The organism is Caldicellulosiruptor sp. DIB 104C (assembly GCF_028198085.1).
Lineage (GTDB): Bacteria > Bacillota > Thermoanaerobacteria > Caldicellulosiruptorales > Caldicellulosiruptoraceae > Caldicellulosiruptor > Caldicellulosiruptor saccharolyticus.
On record NZ_CP116337.1, the window covers coordinates 272,452 to 294,435 of the forward strand.

Annotated in this window: 18 protein-coding genes and 5 pseudogenes; 11 read left to right on the forward strand and 12 right to left on the reverse strand. The window is 34.5% G+C overall.

Features of this window, described 5'->3' with window-relative positions; translation table 11 throughout:
- The first annotated feature begins 9 nt into the window (after positions 1-9).
- The 5 genes and pseudogenes from ilvN to cimA all read left to right on the forward strand — a co-directional run bounded on the left by ilvN (position 10) and on the right by cimA (position 4,984).
- On the forward strand, positions 10-522 hold the full coding sequence (gene ilvN, locus PGC14_RS01170; protein ID WP_011916693.1) for an acetolactate synthase small subunit: 513 nt from the start codon (positions 10-12) through the stop codon (positions 520-522).
- A 2-nt stretch (positions 523-524) separates the two neighbouring features.
- Positions 525-1,526 carry a ketol-acid reductoisomerase gene (ilvC, locus tag PGC14_RS01175; RefSeq protein ID WP_271629314.1) on the forward strand — a complete coding sequence of 334 codons (1,002 nt, stop codon included), beginning with the start codon at positions 525-527 and terminating at the stop codon, positions 1,524-1,526.
- Between the two features lie 16 nt (positions 1,527-1,542).
- Entirely contained in the window at positions 1,543-3,066 is a 1,524-nt protein-coding gene (locus PGC14_RS01180) for a 2-isopropylmalate synthase (protein ID WP_039766587.1), read from the forward strand.
- A 78-nt stretch (positions 3,067-3,144) separates the two neighbouring features.
- On the forward strand, positions 3,145-3,309 hold the full coding sequence (locus PGC14_RS01185; RefSeq protein ID WP_013404015.1) for a hypothetical protein: 165 nt from the start codon (positions 3,145-3,147) through the stop codon (positions 3,307-3,309).
- 93 nt (positions 3,310-3,402) lie between these two features.
- Positions 3,403-4,984 (forward strand): annotated as a pseudogene (gene cimA, locus PGC14_RS01190) (citramalate synthase).
- A 71-nt stretch (positions 4,985-5,055) separates the two neighbouring features.
- Here cimA and PGC14_RS01195 read toward each other — a convergent pair.
- The 3 genes and pseudogenes from PGC14_RS01195 to tnpA all read right to left on the reverse strand — a co-directional run bounded on the left by PGC14_RS01195 (position 5,056) and on the right by tnpA (position 6,828).
- A complete protein-coding gene (locus tag PGC14_RS01195; protein WP_271629315.1) occupies positions 5,056-5,820 on the reverse strand; it encodes a hypothetical protein in 765 nt (254 codons plus the stop codon).
- Between the two features lie 169 nt (positions 5,821-5,989).
- Positions 5,990-6,433 (reverse strand): annotated as a pseudogene (locus PGC14_RS01200) (RNA-guided endonuclease TnpB family protein); the annotation flags it as partial.
- On the reverse strand, positions 6,394-6,828 hold the full coding sequence (gene tnpA, locus PGC14_RS01205; protein ID WP_039766240.1) for an IS200/IS605 family transposase: 435 nt from the start codon (positions 6,826-6,828) through the stop codon (positions 6,394-6,396). The gene tnpA and the pseudogene PGC14_RS01200, both read right to left, overlap by 40 nt.
- A gap of 163 nt (positions 6,829-6,991) precedes the next feature.
- On the opposite strand from tnpA, the pseudogene PGC14_RS01210 reads away from it, so the two are divergent.
- Positions 6,992-8,674, forward strand: a pseudogene (locus PGC14_RS01210) (IS1182 family transposase).
- 71 nt (positions 8,675-8,745) lie between these two features.
- Here PGC14_RS01210 and PGC14_RS01215 read toward each other — a convergent pair.
- Both PGC14_RS01215 and PGC14_RS01220 read right to left on the reverse strand, forming a co-directional pair.
- A complete protein-coding gene (locus tag PGC14_RS01215) occupies positions 8,746-9,879 on the reverse strand; it encodes a hypothetical protein (RefSeq protein WP_237738236.1) in 1,134 nt (377 codons plus the stop codon).
- A 25-nt stretch (positions 9,880-9,904) separates the two neighbouring features.
- The gene (locus tag PGC14_RS01220) at positions 9,905-10,813 is read right to left on the reverse strand and encodes a hypothetical protein (RefSeq protein WP_271629316.1); all 909 of its coding nucleotides are present in this window, start codon (positions 10,811-10,813) and stop codon (positions 9,905-9,907) included.
- Positions 10,814-11,239: 426 nt separating this feature from the next.
- Here PGC14_RS01220 and PGC14_RS01225 point away from each other — a divergent pair, with 426 nt between their 5' ends.
- Positions 11,240-13,408, forward strand: a complete 2,169-nt coding sequence (locus tag PGC14_RS01225) for a hypothetical protein (RefSeq protein WP_271629317.1) — start codon at positions 11,240-11,242, stop codon at positions 13,406-13,408.
- Positions 13,409-13,492: 84 nt separating this feature from the next.
- Here PGC14_RS01225 and safA read toward each other — a convergent pair whose 3' ends face one another.
- Together safA and PGC14_RS13440 are read right to left on the reverse strand one after the other, a co-directional pair.
- Positions 13,493-14,104, reverse strand: coding sequence for a SafA/ExsA family spore coat assembly protein (gene safA / locus PGC14_RS01230; protein WP_039767616.1), 612 nt, complete (start codon positions 14,102-14,104; stop codon positions 13,493-13,495).
- Positions 14,105-14,372: 268 nt separating this feature from the next.
- Positions 14,373-15,113, reverse strand: a pseudogene (locus tag PGC14_RS13440) (IS30 family transposase).
- Positions 15,114-15,320: 207 nt separating this feature from the next.
- On the opposite strand from PGC14_RS13440, the gene PGC14_RS01235 reads away from it, so the two are divergent.
- A complete protein-coding gene (locus tag PGC14_RS01235) occupies positions 15,321-15,731 on the forward strand; it encodes a BlaI/MecI/CopY family transcriptional regulator (RefSeq protein WP_039767615.1) in 411 nt (136 codons plus the stop codon).
- On the opposite strand, the pseudogene PGC14_RS01240 reads toward PGC14_RS01235, so the two are convergent.
- A pseudogene (locus tag PGC14_RS01240) lies at positions 15,728-16,725 on the reverse strand (IS256 family transposase); the annotation flags it as partial. The gene PGC14_RS01235 and the pseudogene PGC14_RS01240 overlap by 4 nt on opposite strands.
- Here PGC14_RS01240 and PGC14_RS01245 point away from each other — a divergent pair.
- Positions 16,704-16,907: a hypothetical protein gene (locus PGC14_RS01245; RefSeq protein ID WP_039767613.1), complete on the forward strand. Its 204-nt coding sequence runs from the start codon at positions 16,704-16,706 to the stop codon at positions 16,905-16,907. The pseudogene PGC14_RS01240 and the gene PGC14_RS01245 overlap by 22 nt on opposite strands.
- Positions 16,908-17,014: 107 nt before the next feature.
- Here the strand turns inward: PGC14_RS01245 and PGC14_RS01250 are convergent, their stop codons facing one another.
- Both PGC14_RS01250 and PGC14_RS01255 read right to left on the reverse strand, forming a co-directional pair.
- A complete protein-coding gene (locus PGC14_RS01250) occupies positions 17,015-18,157 on the reverse strand; it encodes a TIM barrel protein (RefSeq protein ID WP_039767612.1) in 1,143 nt (380 codons plus the stop codon).
- A gap of 50 nt (positions 18,158-18,207) precedes the next feature.
- Positions 18,208-19,005: an alpha/beta hydrolase gene (locus PGC14_RS01255; RefSeq protein ID WP_271629318.1), complete on the reverse strand. Its 798-nt coding sequence runs from the start codon at positions 19,003-19,005 to the stop codon at positions 18,208-18,210.
- 401 nt (positions 19,006-19,406) lie between these two features.
- On the opposite strand from PGC14_RS01255, the gene PGC14_RS01260 reads away from it, so the two are divergent.
- Positions 19,407-19,688, forward strand: a complete 282-nt coding sequence (locus tag PGC14_RS01260; protein WP_271629319.1) for a hypothetical protein — start codon at positions 19,407-19,409, stop codon at positions 19,686-19,688.
- 474 nt (positions 19,689-20,162) lie between these two features.
- Positions 20,163-20,729: a hypothetical protein gene (locus tag PGC14_RS01265; protein WP_271629320.1), complete on the forward strand. Its 567-nt coding sequence runs from the start codon at positions 20,163-20,165 to the stop codon at positions 20,727-20,729.
- Between the two features lie 41 nt (positions 20,730-20,770).
- Here the strand turns inward: PGC14_RS01265 and PGC14_RS01270 are convergent, their stop codons facing one another.
- Both PGC14_RS01270 and PGC14_RS01275 read right to left on the reverse strand, forming a co-directional pair.
- Complete coding sequence (locus PGC14_RS01270) at positions 20,771-21,070, reverse strand: DUF1634 domain-containing protein (RefSeq protein WP_271629321.1); 300 nt, start codon at positions 21,068-21,070, stop codon at positions 20,771-20,773.
- A gap of 1 nt (position 21,071) precedes the next feature.
- On the reverse strand, positions 21,072-21,899 hold the full coding sequence (locus PGC14_RS01275) for a sulfite exporter TauE/SafE family protein (RefSeq protein ID WP_039767609.1): 828 nt from the start codon (positions 21,897-21,899) through the stop codon (positions 21,072-21,074).
- Positions 21,900-21,984: the final 85 nt, after the last annotated feature.

The window sequence follows — 21,984 nt, forward strand, 5'->3', positions numbered from 1 at the left end:
TGTAAGAAGGTGAAGTACACACTTTCTGTTTTGGTTGAGAACCACCCGGGCGTACTGTCTCGTGTTGCAGGGCTTTTTTCAAGAAGAGGTTTTAATATAGACAGCCTTGCTGTTGGTGTTACAGAAGACCCTACAATATCCCGCATGACAATTGTTGTAAATGGTGATGACTACATTGTCGAGCAGGTGACAAAACAACTGAATAAACTTATTGATGTTATAAAAGTCAAAAAGCTAAACCCAAAAGAAGCTGTTGAAAGAGAACTTGCGCTTATCAAAGTAAATGCTAATTCTCAGACACGTTCAGACATTATTCAAATAACAGAGATTTTCAGGGCAAACATTGTGGATGTGTCAAAAGAAACGCTTACAATTGAAATTTCTGGTGATGAGGACAAGATTGAAGCGCTAATTGAGCTTTTAAAACAATATGGCATTCGTGAGGTAGTCCGTACAGGACTTATTGCGATAGAACGAGGAAACAAAGTTATATCAAAATCTAAGTCTGAGGAGGATGATTAAAGATGGCAAAGATATTTTATGATCAAGATTGTAATCTAGACCTACTTAAAGACAAGACTGTTGCAGTAATTGGTTTTGGCAGCCAAGGTCATGCACATGCACTGAATTTGAGAGATTCTGGTGTAAACGTTGTGGTTGGACTTTATCATGGCAGCAAGTCTTGGGCGAAGGCAGAAAGTCATGGTCTTAAAGTTATGACAGCTGATGAGGCAACAAAAGCTGCAGACATCATTATGATTCTTGTAAATGATGAAAAACAGCCAAAGCTATACAAAGAGAGTATAGAGCCAAATTTAAAAGAAGGAAAGGCAATAGCATTTGCGCACGGTTTTAATATTCACTTTGGTCAGATAGTACCACCACCATACGTTGATGTTATAATGATAGCTCCAAAAGGACCAGGCCACACAGTCAGAAGCCAGTATGAGGAAGGAAAAGGTGTACCAGCTTTAGTTGCTGTACATCAGGACTATACAGGAAAAGCCTTAGATATTGCTTTAGCTTATGCAAAAGGTATTGGGGCATCAAGGGCTGGAATAATTCTTACTACATTTAAAGAGGAGACAGAGACAGACCTTTTTGGTGAACAGGCTGTTTTGTGTGGTGGTCTTACAGAGCTTATCAAAGCCGGGTTTGATACATTGGTTGAAGCAGGATACCAGCCAGAGATTGCATATTTTGAGTGTTTGCATGAGATGAAGCTGATAGTTGATTTGATTTGGCAGGGCGGACTTTCTTTAATGAGATACTCAATCTCCGACACAGCTGAGTATGGCGATTACATGACAGGTAAGAGAATTATAACAGAAGACACAAGAAAAGAGATGAAAAAGATATTAGAAGAGATTCAAAACGGTACATTTGCTAAGAAGTGGATTTTGGAGAACATGGCAGGAAGACCTGAATTCAATAGTATTAGAAGAAGAGAACAAAATCTTTTGATTGAACAGGTTGGTAAAGAGCTCAGAAAGATGATGCCTTGGATAAAGCCAATAAAAGAATAAGGGTGAGGGGTTTTTAATGGGAAAAAGAGTTATAAAGATATTTGATACCACGCTCAGAGACGGTGAGCAAACACCGGGTGTGTCGCTCAACGTCAATGAAAAACTTGAGATTGCAAAACAGCTTGAAAAGCTCAAAGTTGATGTCATAGAAGCAGGATTTGCAATAGCCTCTCCTGGCGATTTTGAGGCTATAAAGACAATTTCTGAAAACATCAAAGATGCAGTTGTTGTATCTCTGGCAAGGGCGATTGAAAAAGATATAGATAGGGCGTATGAGGCGCTCAAAAAGGCTTCATCTCCGAGGATTCATACTTTTATTGCAACGAGCGATATTCATATGAAATACAAGCTCAAAATGACAGAAGATGAGGTACTCGAGCGAGCAGTTGCCATGGTAAAGTATGCAAAAAAATATGTGTCTGATGTAGAATTTTCATGTGAGGATGCAACACGTTCAAGGATTGAGTTTTTGATAAAGGTATTTGACGCTGTTATAAAGGCTGGTGCAACAGTTATAAACATACCAGACACGGTAGGCTACACAACACCTGAAGAGATGAAAAGGATTATTCGAGCAATAAAAGAAAACATTCCTGACATTGACAAGGTTCAAATTTCAGTTCACTGCCACAACGACCTTGGCCTTGCTGTTGCAAACTCACTTGCAGCGGTAGAAGAAGGTGTTCATCAGGTTGAATGTACAATAAACGGACTTGGAGAAAGAGCTGGGAATGCTGCTTTAGAAGAGATTGTAATGGCTCTCAAGACAAGAAAAGATTTTTATGATGTTGATGTTTTGATAGATACAACACAGATTTATCGAACAAGCAAGCTTGTATCATCACTTACAGGCGTGTTTGTTCAGCCAAACAAAGCAATTGTTGGTGCAAATGCATTTGCGCACGAGTCTGGTATACATCAGCATGGGGTATTGTCAGAACGAACAACATATGAGATTATTGACCCTGTATCAATTGGTCTTCCTAAAAACAGGATGGTTTTGGGCAAGCATTCTGGTCGCCATGCGTTTGAAGAGAGGCTCAAAGAGCTGGGATACACCGACCTTACAAGAGAAGAGATTGACGCTGCATTTGAAAAATTTAAAGTTTTGGCAGATAAAAAGAAGGTTGTACTTGACAAAGACATTGAGGCACTTTTAGAGCAAAAGTCTCTCAATATTCCAGAGACATATGAGCTTGTGAGGTTCCAGATAATAAGCGGAAATGACTTAATCTCAACAGCATCTGTCAAGATAAAATCTGGCGAAGAAGAGTTTGAAGAAGCGGCGACAGGCGATGGTCCTGTTGATGCAATCTTCAAGGCAATTGACAGAATAACAGGGCTTCAGGTTGAACTTGATGATTACAGTATAAAGGCTGTCACCCAGGGCAAGGATGCTCTTGGCGAGGTAACAGTAAGAATTAAGAAGGATGGCAAAGCGTTTTTGGGAAGAGGCTTATCTACAGATATTTTAGAAGCAAGCGCAAAAGCGTATGTAAATGCTATAAATAAGATGCTGTATAAAATTTCAGAGGAGTAAAATTGACTCTTTACAATTTTTTAAATTGGGTTTAAAATAGTTAACAAATAAAAATTAAGGGTCAAAGGGGTGCAAAAGATGATAATACGAATATGCGGCGCAATCACAATAGTTAGCATTATTTCAATAATTAGAAAGAGAATAATTAAGTGGATTTATAAAATTTCATATGCCGCATTGCACCCATTTTGGCCTGTGTATGAGCAAAGAGGGTTTTTGAAAAGACCCTTAGGGCATCTTTAGAACTTGCAATCAAATTTGAGATTGAATTTTAAAAGCCCAGCCTAAAAAATCACAGGCTGGGCTTTTTTGATATCAAAAAGGAGGGAAAATGAAGTGGAAGATAATAAGACCATCATCATTTATGACTCAACCTTAAGAGACGGTGCTCAGGCTGGGGGAATTTCATATACTTTGGAAGATAAGCTCAAGATTGTAGAGAGGCTTGACAAATTTGGTGTGAAATTTATCGAAGCAGGCAATCCCGGCTCTAACATCAAAGATCAGGAGTTTTTCACAAGGGTTAAAAAGATGAAATTGAAAAATGCAACGCTTATTGCCTTTGGTTCAACAAGACGAGTCGGGATTAAAGTGAAAGATGATATTAACATTCAGTCACTAATTGCAGCTGACACCGAAGCTGTTGCAATCTTTGGTAAGTCGTGGGATTTTCATGTCAAAGAGGTCTTGAAAACAACAGAGGACGAAAATCTTCAGATGATTTATGACACAATAAAATATTTAAAGTCTTTGGGCAAGTATGTTGTATTTGACGCAGAGCACTTTTTTTGATGGGTACAAGAATAACAGAAAATACGCTTTGGAGACTTTAAAGGTTGCAAAGGAAGCAGGAGCAGATTCTTTGGACCTGTGCGATACAAACGGTGGCACCTTCCCAATGGATATTTACAACATCACAAAAGAAGTTGTTGAGATGTTTCCTGGGACATTGATTGGAATTCACTGTCACAACGACACAGGTATGGCTGTTGCAAACTCAATCATGGCAGTTTTGGCAGGAGCACGTCAAGTACAGGGGACCATCAACGGATATGGTGAGAGATGTGGAAACGCAGACCTTATCACGCTCATTCCAAATCTTCAGCTAAAGCTTGGTTTTAAATGTGTACCAGATGAGAACATAAAACACCTGACATCTCTTTCAAGGTACGTTGCTGAGATTGCCAATATGGTTCCAAACGAGCGAGCACCATATGTTGGAGCTTATGCGTTTACACATAAGGCTGGTATGCACATTGACGCTGTTAAGAAAAACCCGGCATCTTTTGAGCATATAAACCCAGAAGTTGTTGGAAACACAAGAAGAATAGTACTGTCTGAGGTTGCAGGAAGATCTACAATTCTTGACAAGATTCGCGAGGTTGACCCGACAGTTACAAAAGACTCACCTGTGACAAAAGAGATTATTGATGAGCTAAAGCGCCTTGAGAATGAAGGGTATCAGTTTGAGTCTGCAGAGGCTTCATTTGAGATGTTAATTAGGAAAAAGCTGGGACTTTACCAGCCGTTCTTTACTCTCAAAGAATTTAAAGTTCTCATTAATGAACCGGCAGTAGAGTACAGCTCATCTGCAATTGTAAAGATTGCGGTAGATGGGGTTACAGCAATCACTGCTGCAGAAGGTGACGGTCCTGTACATGCTTTAGATAATGCTTTGAGAAAAGCTTTGGAAAAGTTCTATCCCGAGCTAAAAGAGGTTCATCTTGTTGACTATAAAGTGCGGGTGCTGAATGCAGAGACTGCAACTGCTGCAAAGGTTCGAGTTCTGATTGAGTCAACAGACGGAAAAGACACATGGACAACTGTAGGTGTTTCAACAGACATTGTAAATGCAAGCTGGATTGCACTTGTGGATTCGCTTGAGTATAAACTCTGCAAAGAAAAAGTGGGGAAATAAATAAAGCGGGGGCTGTCCATCTCAAATAATTCTTGACAGTCCCTTGCTTTTTTGAAAATTTTCAAGTTTCTTCAATAAGCTGTTTTGATATAATTCACCCATTCCTCATATATTTCTTTTTCTGTCTTTCCAAAGGTTTTCTTGAAATTGTTAGTTTTTAGTAATTGTAACACCTTGTACCAGCCATAATTTTTGTCTAAGTATTCGATGTAAGTATCTGCGAAAATATATCCACCTATGTTTGCAAATTTAATTGGATTTTCTGTCTGGATATCTTCGAATGAAGGGATTTTTATGTTTTGCAGTTCCCCTCTTTTCAGTTGTCCGCCGTTGGTTAAATATAAGGCAACACCCTCTTTCAGCCATTTTTTCATTTTTGGATTAATCAAATACTGATAAGTATGCACCATTTCATGCAGAAGAGCTTGTTTAATACTTTCGTAGTTATGTAATCTTCCTGGATTTGTAGGTGAGGTTAATATAACTGTTGAACCTATGTTGTCGCCAATATACCAGTCAAGGTTAAAAAGAAGAGTTATTAATCCGTATTTTTTAGTTTGGAACGTGGATTGTTTGTCATAAATAAATATTTTTATTTTAGATTTTTCTTTAATACCTAATTTGTCCATAAGATATTTTGCTCTCTGTTCTGCTAAATTAAAACAATCTAAAGCAGCTGCTTCCTCTTTTTTGTAATATACATCTGCCCACCTTCCTATTTTTACCTTCATATTTTTTGTTTTTAGTTGTAATGTTGGTATAAATGTGGTACCAAAAGCTATTATGAGGATAGTAATAAAAATAAAACTTGTTTTAATAACTTTGCTTCTTTTCATGGTGTGCCTCCTTTTTAAGGTTCAAATGATTGTTTATACATTAGTGAACTACCACCCACCTGAAGAGGTGGTGGTTTTCTGTTTCATCGACCGGACTTGCTGCTGGGAAAGTATTTCCCAGCAGTAGAGGTTCAGGTCTTAACAGGCGTAAATTCGGGTAGTCCCTACCCTACTGACTATTTACACAAACAGCAACATAATTTCGCAGGTTTGTAGCTGCATTCTCATCCCTGTCATGAACAGCTTTACATACAGGACATTCCCATACCCGCTCCGATAACTTGAGATTTCTGTAAATATATCCACATCTACTGCATATTTTTGACGTTAGGAATGTCCTATCTACCACAACAACTGTTCTGTCATACCAATCTGCTTTGTATGAAAGGTATCCTAAAAACTTCGACCATGAACTGTCTAAAATGTGTTTTGCCAAGTTTCCCCTTGATGGCCCCTTTATATTTATACTTTCGACCACCACGACTTGGCTCTCGTCTATGATGGCCTTGGAAAGCTTGTGCAAAAAATCTTCCCTTGCATTCTTTAAATACTCATGCTCTTTTGTAAGTCTTTCTATTGCTTTCTCCCAACTTTTAGAACCTTCCTTCTTCCTTTCTCACCTTGACTTTCAATGTATCTTCTAATCATTTCAACTGGAGCGCCACCACTTGTCAGCAAACAATAACTTCTTGACCAAAAATATTCCTTCCACAATTTTTGCTTAATTTGGGGAAATTCCTTTTTTATGAGTCTTGAAGAGGCACTTTTATAAGCATTTATAAACTTGGAAAGTGGTGTTGTAGGAGTTGCCTTGAACAAAATGTGCACATAGTCTTTATCATAATTCCACTCAAGCAGAGTTATATTGTAATTGGGTTGAATGTACTCAAAAATTTCTTTTAGTCTTTTTGAAATTTTCTCATCTATTACATCTCTTCTATATTTCGTTACTAAAATCAAATGATAGTATAGAAGAAATACTGAATGTTTATTTGAATCGAATTTTATAATCATCACCAGTTTTATTATATCCCTAAACTGAATATTTATCAACCGCAATTCAGGAGCTGTCCAAAAAGATAACTGGACAGCCCCTTTAATTTTGATATATTGATATTATGATATATTTATGATATAATATATCAAAAGTGATAACATGAGGTAATAACCCATAGCTCTTAAACATGATAAAGTTGTCTTCAAAAATTACAGTCCATAATTTGACGCCTATCGACCCAGAAGCTTTTATACCTCAAAATCATCTGGTCAGAGTAATTGATAAAATCATTGATAAGATAGATATATCCACCACAATAGAAAGGTACAAAGGCGGTGGTACAAGTAGTTACCATCCACTAATGTTATTAAAAGTTTTAATATACGCCTTACATACAAGGTATTTATTCATCAAGAAAAATAGCTCAGGCTTTACAAGAAAATATTACTTTTATGTGGCTCTCAAAGTATCAAGTCCCTGATTTTAGAACTATCAACAGATTTAAAAAAGAAATTTTAGGAGAGACAATTGAAAATATTTTTGCTCAGGTGGTTAAACTTCTTGTACAGTTAGGATATGTAAACTTCGATTATTACTATCTTGATAGGACAAAACCTGAAGCTAATGCAAACAAGCATTCATTTGTTTGGGCTAAAAGTACAAGAACTTTCGAAAAGAAGTTAAGAGAGAAAGTGAAAAACATAATTGAAGAGATTGAAAAAATAAATGAAGAGGAAGACAAGCATTGAAAGATTTGGGAGTAAAGTTAGAAATTGACGTGATAGCAAGCAGTTAGAAGAAAAGATTGAGCAAATAAACCAAAAACTTGAGTAGGCTGAGTTTAAAAGCAAGAGAAAAGAGTAAAGAAGCTGGTAAAGGTATTGAAAAATGATTGTGTTTTCAGGCTCAAAAAGTATGAAAATTAATGAGGCAATTTTAAATGGCAGGAACAGTTTTTCTAAAACAGACAATGATGCCACGTTTATGAGGCTGAAGGATGACCGTATGAAAAACGGGAATTAAAAGCCGGGTATAATGTACAAATCGGCACACAGAACCGATTTGTCATAGGTTTTAGCATCCACCAAAGCCCCACGGCTACATGTGTTTAAAAGAACATCTTGAGCTTGTGGAAAAGATAACAGCTCACAAGCCAAAGAACATTGTAGCAGACAGTGGCTATGGGCTTGATTGAAACTACCTTCATTTGAAAAAACGTGGCATCAATAGTTCTATTTAAGTATAACACATTTAACTTAGAGCAGCCAAGGAAATTTAAGAAGGACAAGTTCAATAGCAGGAATTGGGAGTATATTGCCTCTGAAGATGCATATATTTGTCCTGCTGGTAAGAAGGTGAAATACTTATATCCGAGGGTAGATGTAAATGAGAGGGGATTTGTAAGTTGGGAGAAGATATACGAATGTGAGGATACATGCAATGGATGTGAGCACAAGGATAAGCGTTACAGAGGCAAGAGATGGAAAAAGAGATTTAGGATAAGGCCGAGGTTTAAGAGGTTAAAGAATGAAGTAAGAGAAAGACTTTTGAGCAAAGAAGGCAAAGAAATTTACAGCAGAAGGAAGATAGAAGTTGAGACAGTATTTGGGATAATAAAGAACAATAAAGGATTTAGGAGTTTCCTGCTCAGGGGCTTGAAGGGCGTGAAGCTAAAGTAGAGTTTGGTTTGTATTGCTTATAACATGGAAAGGTTAGCGAAGATAATAATAGAGGGTTGGGGCAAAATTGTCAGCCAACCCTCTTGTTTTTTTACTTCATAGTTCAATATTAACATTTAATACTATCAGATGCTTGGTTTTGGCTATTGAAAATTATTGTTTTGGGACAGCCCCTTAACTTTAGTGTTTTGTTTCTGAATTCTATATAGTAAGAAAGCAATATGGAAAATTAAGTTTTTAAAGAGTCCTTTATTTGCTTTTCAAAAACGAATTTATAGAAAATGCTCTTGGTACTACTTTGTGATTAACAAGTGCTATATTTTTTCCATTCCAAGTTGGTTCAAATCTCCACATTTTTTTATTATTAATATCGTACACAGCCACGTAATATTTTGTTTTATTGTTTTTGATTTCTTTTTCACTGAAGATGAGGTAATTGTTATCAAAAAATTTAACTGAATCATATTGAACAATATTATTTGTAGGTAGTATGGTGAATAAAGTTTTAAAAGTTTTTTCATTGTTTTCTAATTTCATAATTCTGATTAAATTTTTTTCTGGATAGGATGCTTCTTTGGTAGATAGAATATCTGTTATAAAAGCAAAAGTTCCATTTGGTGATATATCAAAATGTTGTTTTGGTGGATATGGCAAATTATTTATAGCAGGATAAGAAATTCTTTTTACTATTTTAAAATTATTTTTCTCGAACCATGTAATTTGGTATGGATAAATAGGAAGATAGAGAGTTTTTTCGTTGTTGTGAATATATTCTTTAAATTTCTTCTCTTGAATCCAGTTTATGAAAATAAGCTGATTATCTAATTCTGATGGAGCAATATTAATTAAATCAAATTGTGCATTTTTAGGTGGACTGATAAGACTTTGGGTATCAATTTCTTTTATCATTTTTTTGCTTTTAATGTTCCATATCTGGACACTAAACTTACCGTTTGTTTTATGTGGAATATTATAAATAAGCAAAAGATTGTTATTTATCCAATGTATAAAAAATTGTTCACTGAAATCCTTTGTAAGCCAATCTTCTTTTTTTGTTTTAAGGTCTAAAAGTATGATATTTTGTGCATCTCTTTGTTGATTCCACGTAGAAATTGCCATATATTTACCATCAGGTGAAATTGCTGCTTCAGGGTTTGTACCTCTTCCACCCTTCCAGACAAGATGCAGAGTAGGTTTTTTACCACTTAAGAGTTCTTTAATATCCCAAACAAATATTGCATCTTGATTTACTCCAAATGATGATTTTAACCATGTGCAGGAAAGAATCAAATCATTTTTTCTATTGGCGCAATTAATAGGTGAAATTGTTACCACAAGGAAGCATATGGCTATAATTAAAATTATAGTTAATTTATTTTTCATTTTTTAAACTCCTTCGTCCACGTATTTAGTTAAAGAATTGTTTAACCTGAAGCCATGTTCGGCCATAAACTAAATTATTTTCTTGGCCGCTCAACTCTTTCATGTAGTTATAGGATATGTCCATTATTCGATAGACTAAATCAGTATTTGGTATTTGATTAGGTCCAAAATCATTTCTATATAATACCAGTTTTTTGTTATTTTGTAGGTTGCGTACTTCTACTTTTGTACCATATGAGACATCTTCCCAACGATATGGCAAAGCCACATTCTTACTTGATGTTCCTTGATAACTGGAAATATCGCCATAAGTCAATAAATAATTATCATCATGTTTTGAACCCAAAGTATGTCGTGCATAAATTTTCACTTCTTTGCCGTTTACGTATTCGATTCTGTAAAGAATAGGATTTGTTTCTACATCATAGTAGGCTCCGGGATTTGCTATAGCAGAGGTTGAAAAATCAGGACTCTGTTCTTTTTTATTTTGTTGGATTTGAGATTCAATTTTAACATCATCGGGTTCATCTGAAAGAGATTTGTTTTGTGAAGGATCAATATAAAGTCCTTTTTCTTTCAGAGATTCAACGGACCAATCAGGTAAATGAATAATTTCACCACCATAATCATCATAAATTATTTCTATCAATAAATTGCCGTTTTTATCATATGATACCCATTTTTTGGTTTTGCCATTTTTGTCGATACAAATTTCTTCATAACCACCATTTGAAAAATAATTTTTTCTTATCTTATCACCATTTTGAGATGGAATAACTTCTGTTTTCAAAATTACTATATCGCTTTTGTTGTTCTCAGATCTACTTTCAGCAACAACAATATTCAACTTGTACAAAATAGGAACTAAAAGCAAAAATAAAATTAATATTGTTGCTTTCAGAATTTTACAATTGGTCATTTTTTTAATTTGCATTACAAATCAACTCCTTTCTTAGATTAAAAAATTATAATCCCTCTTAAGGTTTTACCCACTAATTTTCAAACATTTTCTAATCACCTCTTGAGTAATTTATTTTTTAATATATTATACCACACATGTACAAATACTACAATTGTAAGATTAAACAAAAAAAATAAATGCATTCTCTCAATTTTTTGGCAAAATATTATATTATTAATTCTAATAAATGATTTTTTCAGTATAAAAGCAACGTTTTCAAGAAATATGTGTTATAATATTGACAGGGTTGGTAAAAGAAAATTTATGAGAGAATATATAAAGCATGTAAAGGACACAAAGATTTACTAAATAACAACGTAAAGTAAAGATTGCCCAGATAGTAACAACCTTCTTTAATAAAGTCTCTCTTACTAAACCGCAAATGGGAGGGATACAAAAGTGACAAATATTAATGCAAAGAAATTAATTATTAGTTTTGTAACTCTATTTTTAGTAATTATTGTTAGATTCTGCATTGTAAATGATATTGCAAAAGGAGAAAACGTAACTCAGCAGACTAATACACCTGTCAAAAAACTTTATGAGTTAAAAGTTGATAAAAAACTTCAATGTTATTTTGACAAAAATTATGCTTACATCAAACTTCCACAAGATTTTTTAAAGAAAAGTATTGATATTAAGATAAGAATTTACCGAAAAAATAAAACCACCGAGGATTATTATTTAACACTCTACCAAGTTAATAATCAAACATTTAGGTACAAGATAGATGGTAATAATGTCAATAAAGTGGAAGCTTATCCTTTAAATAAAAAAATCGGTATTTCAATAACAGAAGTTACGTGGCTACAAAATTCCGTTTTTGTTGATGTTTACAAAGAACCAAAGTCAAATATAAGTCCTGCGTTCATAGTTGTCCGTGGATATAATCAAAACAATGAGCTGTGCTATGTTTCATCAATGAATATTAGAAATCTTTCAGAAGGAAAGGAAAGGCTGGATATAGAAACAGATACACCTTCTGATCTTGCATATATTGAAGCATACCTTGAATATGCAACCATTAAGTCAACTCGGGTGGTTGATTGGGCTTGTGACAAGATTGAAAGAAGAGTGTATATCACGGCAACATATTATGAGCCGCATTTTGAAAATATTTCACAAAAAAAGGCTATCATAGATAGGAATCAAATGTTTGACCGCTATCTATATTTGAAACTTAGTGGGTATGACTTAAATGGTAAAAAAATAGCTTTGAGTTCACGAAACATGGTTTTTGATATTAAGAAACTAATCAGTACAGAAGGTTATGCTATTGATACATGTATTGCACAACTTAACTTACCAGAAACTGTTGTGCCTGAAAAGTGGGAAGTTGAGTGTTTCACAAGTGAAAAAGCTATTAATCTTCTTGACTGGGTTTTGAATAGAGAAACAGGAGATTTATTTATAGTTGCTACTAACTTTACGTCTGAAAATAAGCTGTTTTTGGCCATAAAAGGATATGATGAAAAGCAGAATAAAGTGTTTTTAAGCTCCAGAAATATGCAGATTCAACGAGGAATTATTGATACAGCTATAATTTCAAATATTCCTCCAGATGTGAGAAGTGTTAAAGTTGAAGTTGTTCCGGATAAGGCTGACTCTTCATATATTGTAGATTGGTGTTTAAGTAAAAATAGGAATTTGTATGTTGTGGCGGTGAACAATACTGCTGCTAATATGCTTTATTTAGTAATAGAAGGATATGGTGATAAATCAAATAAAGTATTTTTAACAACAAGAAATATGCAGATTCAGAGTAAAACAATTGATACAACTGTGATATCAGGTATTCCTTCGGATATAAAGGATGTAAAGGTCAAAATCATCGAAAATAAGGCTGATTCTTCATACGTTGTGGACTGGTGCTTAGATAAAGCAGGGAATTTATACATTGTAACTGTGAATAATACAAAAAAGGATATGCAGTTTTTAGTAATAAGAGGGTACGACGACAGAAATAACAAGATATTTTTAAGCTCAAGAAATGTCCGGTTAAAACCGCAGACTATTGACACAAGTGTTATTTCAGGTGTGCCTACTTATTTGAAAAATATTCAGGTTGAAATTGTACAAAACAAATCTATGCCTTCATTTGTTGTTGACTGGTGTTTGAACAAGCAAGGTAATTTGTATATAGTTGGCATAAATAATTCTGAAAGAGATGATAACCTGTGGGTAAAGATAGAAGGCTATGACCAAAAAGGGCAAAAAATTTGGGTGGGTTCGAGAAACTTTAGAGTCCGAAAAGGAACAATTGACACTTGTATCGTAAATAATATTCCTGCATATGTTAAAAAAGTTAATGTATCAATTTTGCCTGAGCAGGATGGTGTTAAGATTCAGGAAAAGTTATTCGACAGAGAGCGAAGAAAATTGTATATTATTATTACAAATTATGGAAATGACAAAAATATAAAAATTCAAGTAAATGGTTTTGACGCAAATGGCAGGCTTGTGTACAAAAGTATGTATAATGCAAATGCAAAAAGTAATATTGTGGGAGCGCATACGATTAACATATCGAATAGCAAGATAGAACGAGTAGAAATAAATGTAAAATAAAAAACAGGGGACCATTTTTAAAAATGCTCTTTTTGGTCCCCAGTTATTAGTTTTCGGTATCTTTATGTTGTAGATTATCAACTATTAATATGGTCTCATAAACATCTGTGTCCAATACAAAACTCCATTACTCTTTTTTGCAACCCCAACACCAATCTCAGTAAAAGAAGGGCTTAGTATATTTGCCCTGTGACCAGGGGAAGACATCCATGCTCTTACAACTTCTTGAGCACTCCTTTGCCCGTATGCAATATTTTCACCAGCAGCCATGAACTTTAGTCCAAAACTTTCCATCATTTTAAAAGGTGAACCGTAAGTAGGAGAGTAGTGCGAAAAATAGTTTTTGTTTGCCATGTCTTGAGATTTAAACCTTGCTACGCGACAAAGCTGCCAGTTTGTCTTCAAAGCAGGAAGTCCTACCTTTGCCCTCTCTTGATTTGTCAGTTTAATTACTTCATTTTCTAAGACATTTAAATTGTTGCTATTTGGAATATTTATCTTTTGCCCAGGGTATATAAGGTTAGGATTTTTAATTTGAGGATTTGCTTTCAAAAGTTCGCTTATTCCAATTTGGTTTTTAACAGCAATACTCCAGATAGTATCCCCTGCTTGAACTGTATAAGTTTTTGTTTGTGCAAATGCTGTTGAAAATGATAAAAGAACTATAATGCTTAAAACTGCTAATGTTTTTCTCATAAATTTCACCTCCCCATTTATTAGTTTCTTAAATTGTTTGTAAAAATATAAGCAAAGATTTGCTAATTCCAAGGTACGTAATTCAATTTTCTAAATTGCAATATTAATGCAACACTTTTTTAAAATGAACCGAAAATTGTAATATGATTAACTCGACAAACTGTGTATGATAATAGTTGCGAATATATGCCTGCTTCCCAGCAGGAAAGAAGAAAGCTGTCATTTTGTGTTATATATTCTCCTATTTGGATGGTATCTCCTATACCACCTACAAAAACTTCTCTAATGTATCTGCTTCACATATTCCCTTCATTTCCTCTAGAAACTTTTCTATGCTACTTTTGTAGTTAAACATCCTTCTGGGAAGTCTATTGCAAAAATCTTCAACTCCTCTTTATAGCTTCTTTTGATATTTTGCTTATTTCTTTTCCTTTGGGTAAAAAACGCCTTATCAATTCTATTTGCCCGCTCGTTTGTTCCTCTCACATATGTGAATATGGGTGTGTATAATATCCTTCCGACCCTAATTCATTTAAGACTTTTCCAAGCCTACTTGCTTCACTACCATTGTCGCTTGTTACACTTTTGAACACTCTATTGAATTTCTCTCCCATCTTATCTTTGCTAAATCCAAGCTTTTGCCTACAATATTCAACAACTGTAATAACATTCCATTTATCTTTCAGTATCTTTTATTCTACAAACTTCAAAAGTTTTTCCACCTCTAAAAGTTTGTTTTTCCTGTTACGCTTTGCTTCTTAATATCTCATACACAACTTTACCTGTTTGAGCAAAGTATTTTTCAAATGTTACTTGTGTCAGTTTCTCATTTGAGTGGTTATTCTTTGTTTTACTTCACGTAAAATTGTACTTGCACTTTTTATGAAGCTCCTTTGTTATCTCTCTTATGCCATATCCCAATTTCTAATAACTTTTCTATAATTTCTCTTTCTGCTTAACTTAGGTGTTTAAATCTTCTTCTCTTTGTGGTATGATTATCATAGGTCATAACTTCAAACCTCCTGTGTATGGTTTTGTCTTTTTATACTGCTATCATACACAGTTTGAAGCTATGGCTTCAATATTTCTTACCTTGTTGCATTTAATTTTACAACAAACATATAAAAATTTTTGTTTAAAATACTTGACAATTATAATTAACAAGTGTAAAATAAAAACATAAACTACACATGTAAAAAAGGAGTATACAAAAATTATGAAAGAAAAATCATTTCCAAAGATTTCGAAAGCAGAGTTAGAGGTAATGAAAGTGGTATGGAAAGAAAATAGAGTTTTGAGTGGCAGGGAGATTGTAACAAAAGTGATGGAGACAAACAAGAAGTGGCATAAGAATACCATATTCACTTTAATTGATCGCTTAGCTAAAAAAGGTGCTCTAAAAGTAGAAAAGAAAGGGAAGTTCAATTTTTACACGGCAAGTATAACTGAGGAGGACTATAAAAAGGAAGAAGCAAGAGATATTTTACAGAGGATGTTTGGTGGGTCTTTTAGAAATGTAATTGCAACTTTTTTGGAAACTACTAATGTGAGTAAAAAGGAGATAGAAGAGATAAAGAAGATGTTAGATGAGAAGGGATGCTGCAAGTATGATAATGGAAGTTTTTAAATGAGTGATGGGAATGTCGAGACTTGTCGAGAATTTTGTATATCCAATTCATAGCGTAATTTGAAGAGTTGTAAGATTTCGTAAGTGTGGTGTCTAATAAGAGGTACTCCATTTTTCCATTTACCTCGCTTAAAGTTCTCTCTTTGAAAATAAATATTAATCTCAAGAATCTCTGTTGATTGAAAATATCCGCCCGATTTCATTCTTATCTTTTCAATTATACTATTTATGCTCTCTACTGCCTCAGTTGTGTAAATATGCTTTCTAATCTCCTCAGGATAATTTATATGAACAAAGTAAAACTCAGCTTTTTCTAAAAGTCCTTTTAAAAAGCGAGGATATTTAGGAAGGTATTCATTGCAAAGTTGATTGAATCCAGAGACAGCTTCATCAACATCAGAAGAAGATAATCTTATTTTATCTAATTCTTTATTGAATTTTGAACTATCCTCTTTTGTCATATGTCGTTTTACATTACGTTGCAGGTGGGCAAAAGCAAACTTAAGCTCAGCTCAAGAGCAAGCGATTTTGACAGCATCTATTTATTGATAGGGAAGTCATCGCTTACAATTATTAAGACTTTTTTAGGACCTCTTGTTGATTAAATCTTTAAAGACTTTCATCCTATCAGTTTTGTTTTCTTTGCCAAAGAAGGTGTAAATGCCAAAGATATCTTTTTTGCTATCTAAAATCGATGCCGAGAACAACATAGCAGGTAGCCTGTTTGACTTTTGAATTGTCCCTGATTTCACAGTGGTAGCCATCAATTTAAAGTAGCGAAGACATTTTCGGGCAACTCACGTTATTTAAAGAGCTGGAATTCGTTTTTAAGGTCATTTTTGATTTTAGATATTTCCTCCTCTGAGTAAGGTAAGTCAAGGTTTTTAAGGGTTTGGATTAGCAAACTTTCAGAGTAACTATTGGCAACCAAAGACATAAGTAAATCGGTGTAAGATGAATCGACTCTTTTATATGACTGTGGCAAGACAGAAGGATAGAGTAAAGGCAAAGATTAAAAAGCCAAATCACTTTTCAAAGATTTCAGAAGGTATTGCCATTGTAGAGGATGATAAAGGTTTAAAGGGTTTTTATGTATTTAGTTCAGACAAAAAATTAGATGTAGATAATGCAAAAACAGAAAGGTGGTATTTAAAAAATCTCAAATTGTTTCAATAACTTTAATAGTGTCATTTTGGAAGGAATATACAATTTTTAACAAGAAAGGCTGCAAGAAGAATTTTTCTCTTGCAGCCGAATTTTTAAGCTCTGATTTTAATTGAGTTTTACCTTTCCACCTTTGGCATAGGTGATAAGATTGAAGTGTTATTTGCCCTTGCTCTTATCAAAATTGCCTCAAGTAAGCCTCTATTCTTGTGTGGCTTTTCTGTGCATGCGATTATATCCTCATGTGGCAGGTTATTAATTCTGTCATTCATTGCTTTTATCGCATCAATTGAGTTTATAACAGCTCGCTCAACTGGCATTCTCTCTGGATTTATGTCAATTCCAAAATATCCCCTGTAGCCATACATCTTCATGACATAAAGTGCTGCTTCTGCCTGTTCAGGTGAGATAACACCGACGTTTAAATCTTGGTCATAATTTCCAAGTGGTTGGCTGTTCCAGTGTGTATGATAGAGCTTTCCATACTCAAGTGCAAGTGAAAATGCATACGCCAAATCCTCAAATCCCATCAAAACATGTCCAACCTCAGGATTAAGACCCACTAAAGAGTCGTCCTCTAAAATCTTTTTGTTTTCAGGGTTTTGCAGCAATTTTTCAACCTTTTGTGCAAGAAGTATACCTTCGCCAGTCAGCCCGTAAATTATTCTTCCTCTTGGCTCATATGGTTTTGGCTCAATTGCAACCTTTACACCTGGCACAGCATCCATTGCCTCAGCAATACCTTCAGCAAACCTGTCTCTCATTCTTATAAAGTCAATTCCAAATTGGTTTTCGTATCCATCTCCACCGGGCCAGATGATACAAAATTCGCAGTCAAGCTCTTTGTTTAGCATCAAAGACGTTTTAAGTCTCTCGATAGCCTTTTTTCTTACTTCTTCAATGGGTGAGGCGAGTGATGAAAATTCGAAATCGTTTTCATAGAACAAATTAGGAATTACTGATAAAATCTTTATTCCTGTATCTCTTGAAAACTTTTTGTAAAGCTCTAAGTTGTCTTCGTTAATTTCGTTTGGATAATGAGCCTCTAAAGCGCAAACTCCATAGTCTTTAAGCTTTGCTATGATTTCAAGTCTTTCTTCAATTGTTTTTGGTTCGCCAAGTGGTGCATGGAATCTGCTTGGATGGTCTGAAAAATACCAGATACCAACAGAAAATTTAAGGTCAAGCTCAAATGTCTTAAGGTGCTGAATCAGCTCATCAACGCTTCTTCTTTTCATCTGATAGCTTGTGTTTTCAAGCATACTCAAAAACCTCCTTTAATCTATTATGAATTTTAAATTACTGCCGAATTTCAAAGTGCTTTTTCAATAAATCCAATGCTCTCAAGCCACATTTCACAAAGCTTTGTCCAAGCCTCAATATGAGGCGTGTCTTTAGCAAGTCCAAGGCCATGTCTTCCATGTGGGAAGATGTGAAGTTCAAAAGGTACGTTGTGTTTTTTTAGCGCCATTGCGAACAAAAGAGAATTTTCAACTCTAACTGAACTGTCGTCACTTGTGTGCCACAAAAAAGTTGGTGGTGTTCTTTCAGTCACCATGTTCTGGGAAGATAATGTCCAAACCAAAACAGGGTCAGGAGAGTCACCTAACAAGGCCTTTTTTGAGCCATCATGTGTAAACTCTGCCATGCTAATAACAGGATAGCACAAAATCATGCAATCTGGCCGACATGACACCCTTTCAACAGGGTCATTGCTTTTCTTGTCACCCTGGTCAAAGAGAGTACCTACTGTTGATGCCAAGTGCCCACCTGCCGAAAATCCCAAAACCCCAATTTTTTTTGGGTCTATGTTCCATTTTTTTGCATTGTATCTCACAAGCCTTACAGCTCTTTTGGCATCAAAAAGCGGAACAGGATGTTTGTAAGGTGATACCCTGTAATGAAGCACAAAAGCTGAAATTCCAATACTGTTTAACCACTTTGCAACAGGTTCGGCTTCATGTGATGCCCTGTGTGTGTATCCCCCACCTGGAAAGACAATTATACATGAGTTTTGCTTACCATTTTCAAGTATGTAGGGTTCTAAATATGGTACAAATCCATTTTGGGGGTCAAAAAGTGGAACATCTTTTTCCCACAATGGTATCATGAATCCGCTTTCACCCTTTTACCACTTTACCCCTCTATACAACATTATAATACCATTAAAATAGAAATTTGCAAAGCACAATTTTATTTATAAAGTTATTAAGAGCGTATAGAAACTAATAAAAGATAGTGTAGAAAGCTTTTATCTAAAAATGACATGTTACGTTTGACAATGTTGTTAAGAACATAAAAATTCTCTTTTATCGAATTACTTTGTAGCAATGCCAATTTTTCTTTTGAGTTTAAAGCTAAATGTGCTTGTTAACAAGGAATACTTTGGTATGAGTTTTACAACGGGCTTTGTGAAGATATCTAAATACACTGTTGGTACACTCTTGATGACAGTGTTTTCCATAATGACATTTATTGTCCATCTCTTTGGTTTTAAACTTTGCTCACTTTATGCCACCAGTGGAAAACTTTGTTGTTACAATACTTGGAAATGAGATTATAAACAAAACAGAGCTATCTCATGCTCAGGCTAATCAGTCTACTTTGATAGTTTTTGTGAATTTAGCTGGATTTGGAATTGGATTTATGCTATTTTTAACATACTTGTCGATAATAAAGGGAAGGTTTCTTTTACAAGGATCAATTGAAAAAGGCTGCTTTCCAACAATATTCATTTTGTTTGCGTTAGTTGGAGTGTCAATTGTGGCTCAAAAAGTTTGGCACAGAGCTTAAAAAAAACAGTAGGTACTTTAAATAATGTCTCTGTTTTCAATGTTTTGTCATATTTCCTATAGGGATTTGGTGCGTGGATTTTAATAGCTCTGATAGTTTTGCTCTTTATGTACTTGCTAAAAAAGCTTCCATTTAGCCATGCATACTGGGCATATATATTTTCAGTTGGAATATTTGTACTGGAAAGCTTCAAGATAAACACAAGCCTCAACTTCCAGATTTTATAGATATCCTTTTGCAAAGCCTTTGTTTGGATTTTGCTGATAGTGTGGATGTTCAATATTGTCATAACATTGAAGAATGTGGTCAATGAAAAGCTTTTCGAACAAGTTAGAATTAGGCTGTTGGAGTTGAAATTTTCATTTTGTGATTGTCTTGCTCTAAGAGCATTTTTAAACATGCTTTTAACTCTTGTTAAATTGTGATAAAATTATTATCAATTAACTATAAATGCTCAAAGGGGGAGATTTTCAAATGAGCCTTTTTCATTACATAGCAGCTGGCAAAGAGCTGAAACTTGGGAGTTTTGGATTAAAACAAAGTGAAGGTGAAAAAAGAAAAAAGTGGCTTGAGAAGTTTTTTGAGGAAGCAAAAAATAAACCAAAAGGGACAATATTTGAACTAATTGATTTAACAAATGTAAGTGAAGATGAAATTGAGGTTTATGATACATGGGAAGATGCAACAGGGATATATGTTGAAGAGATAACCAAGGAGGAGGAAGAGGTGAGAAAGCATTTTAAAAACAAATTTGTTTACAGAATATTTGGGAACTTTTATATTTCAGAAAGGCTAAAGAGAATTAATTATGAAAAATATAAGGCTCATAAAAAAGCGATAAATTTGCTTTTTGATTATATTTCTTCTAATTTATCTGAAGGAGAAATAATAGAAGTTTATAGCTGTTATTGGGGTGAATGGGACAGAAAGCCAGAAATTATTTCAAACATTGATTTGAATAATTTTGAACTACCTGAGGAATTTGAGCTGAGGTGCGGTGAATATATTGTTTTCAAAAAAGGTAGTAAAATATTAAGTTAAATAAAAAAGACCATCGCCTTTTTTGGGAAGTGGTCTTTTTTTTAAAACCTCAAAGAAACCATCATATTGCTCAAAACGATAATGACAATTATAGCTAAGGTAATTACAAAGTAAATCAAATCCTTTTCAAGAAGGAACATAAAGAGAGAGACCACCAATCTTGCAAATGGGGTTAAAAAGAGTATATAGAGCCCCACCTTTATTATTAAACTTGCAACCTTAGCATTAACTAAAATGTGTGCTAAAAGTCCAAAAGAGATTACAGCAATGCTAAGTACAACCCCAACCCTTAAAATCAAGCTTATTACCTTTTCTATGTCCAAGCTTTTTTTACTTTCCATTTTATAACAACCCCTTTTTTATCATCTCAATTGATGTGTAAATTAGGATGATGGCAAATGCAACTTTTAGGTATTTTGACTTTATGTACGGCATGACCTTTGCGCCAATTAAAGAGCCGCCTAAAACCCCTACTGCAACAGCACCACAAATGTCATAGACTATATCCCCTCTTGCAAGATATATGCTAATACTTGCTAAGGCTGTCACGCCCATCATGAAATTGCTTGTTGCAGTTGAGACCTTAAAAGGAAGTTTCATTATTGTATCAAGAGCCAGAACTTTAAATATTCCACTTCCAATTCCCAAAAGACCAGACAAAAGCCCTGCAAATGTCATCATCAAAAAGCCCCAGAAGGTGTTTTGGGCGCTATAGGTTATTTCTCTGTTCAAAATTTTGTCATAGTAGCTTCCATAGAGCTTTAAAATCTTTGTCCATTTTGTTGCTTGGCTATATTCTCTTGGCTTTTCATCAGACGTTCTGTTTTTTATCATTAAAAAAGAGTTGTAAAGAAGAAGTATTCCAAATATTACAGACAAAATCTTTGTGGGTAAAAAACCGCTTAAAATTGCTCCAAGTACACCGCCAATGACTGTTGCAAGCTGCAAAAACATTCCAATTCTAAGATGCGTGAGCTTATCTTTTACATACGCAGAGGCAGCACCAGATGACGTTGCAATGACAGACACAAGCCCAGCTGCTGCTGCCTGGTGCATGTTAAGTTTAAATACAATTGACAAAAAAGGAATTACAATAAGCCCGCCGCCAATTCCCAAAAGTGAGCCAATAAATCCAGCTATTATTGATACTACCAATACTTCAAAAATCATTTTTGTACACTCCTCAAAAGTTTTCTGCAAACTCAAAGGCAGGATAATTACTAATAACTATTATTATACCACCAATTTCCTAAAT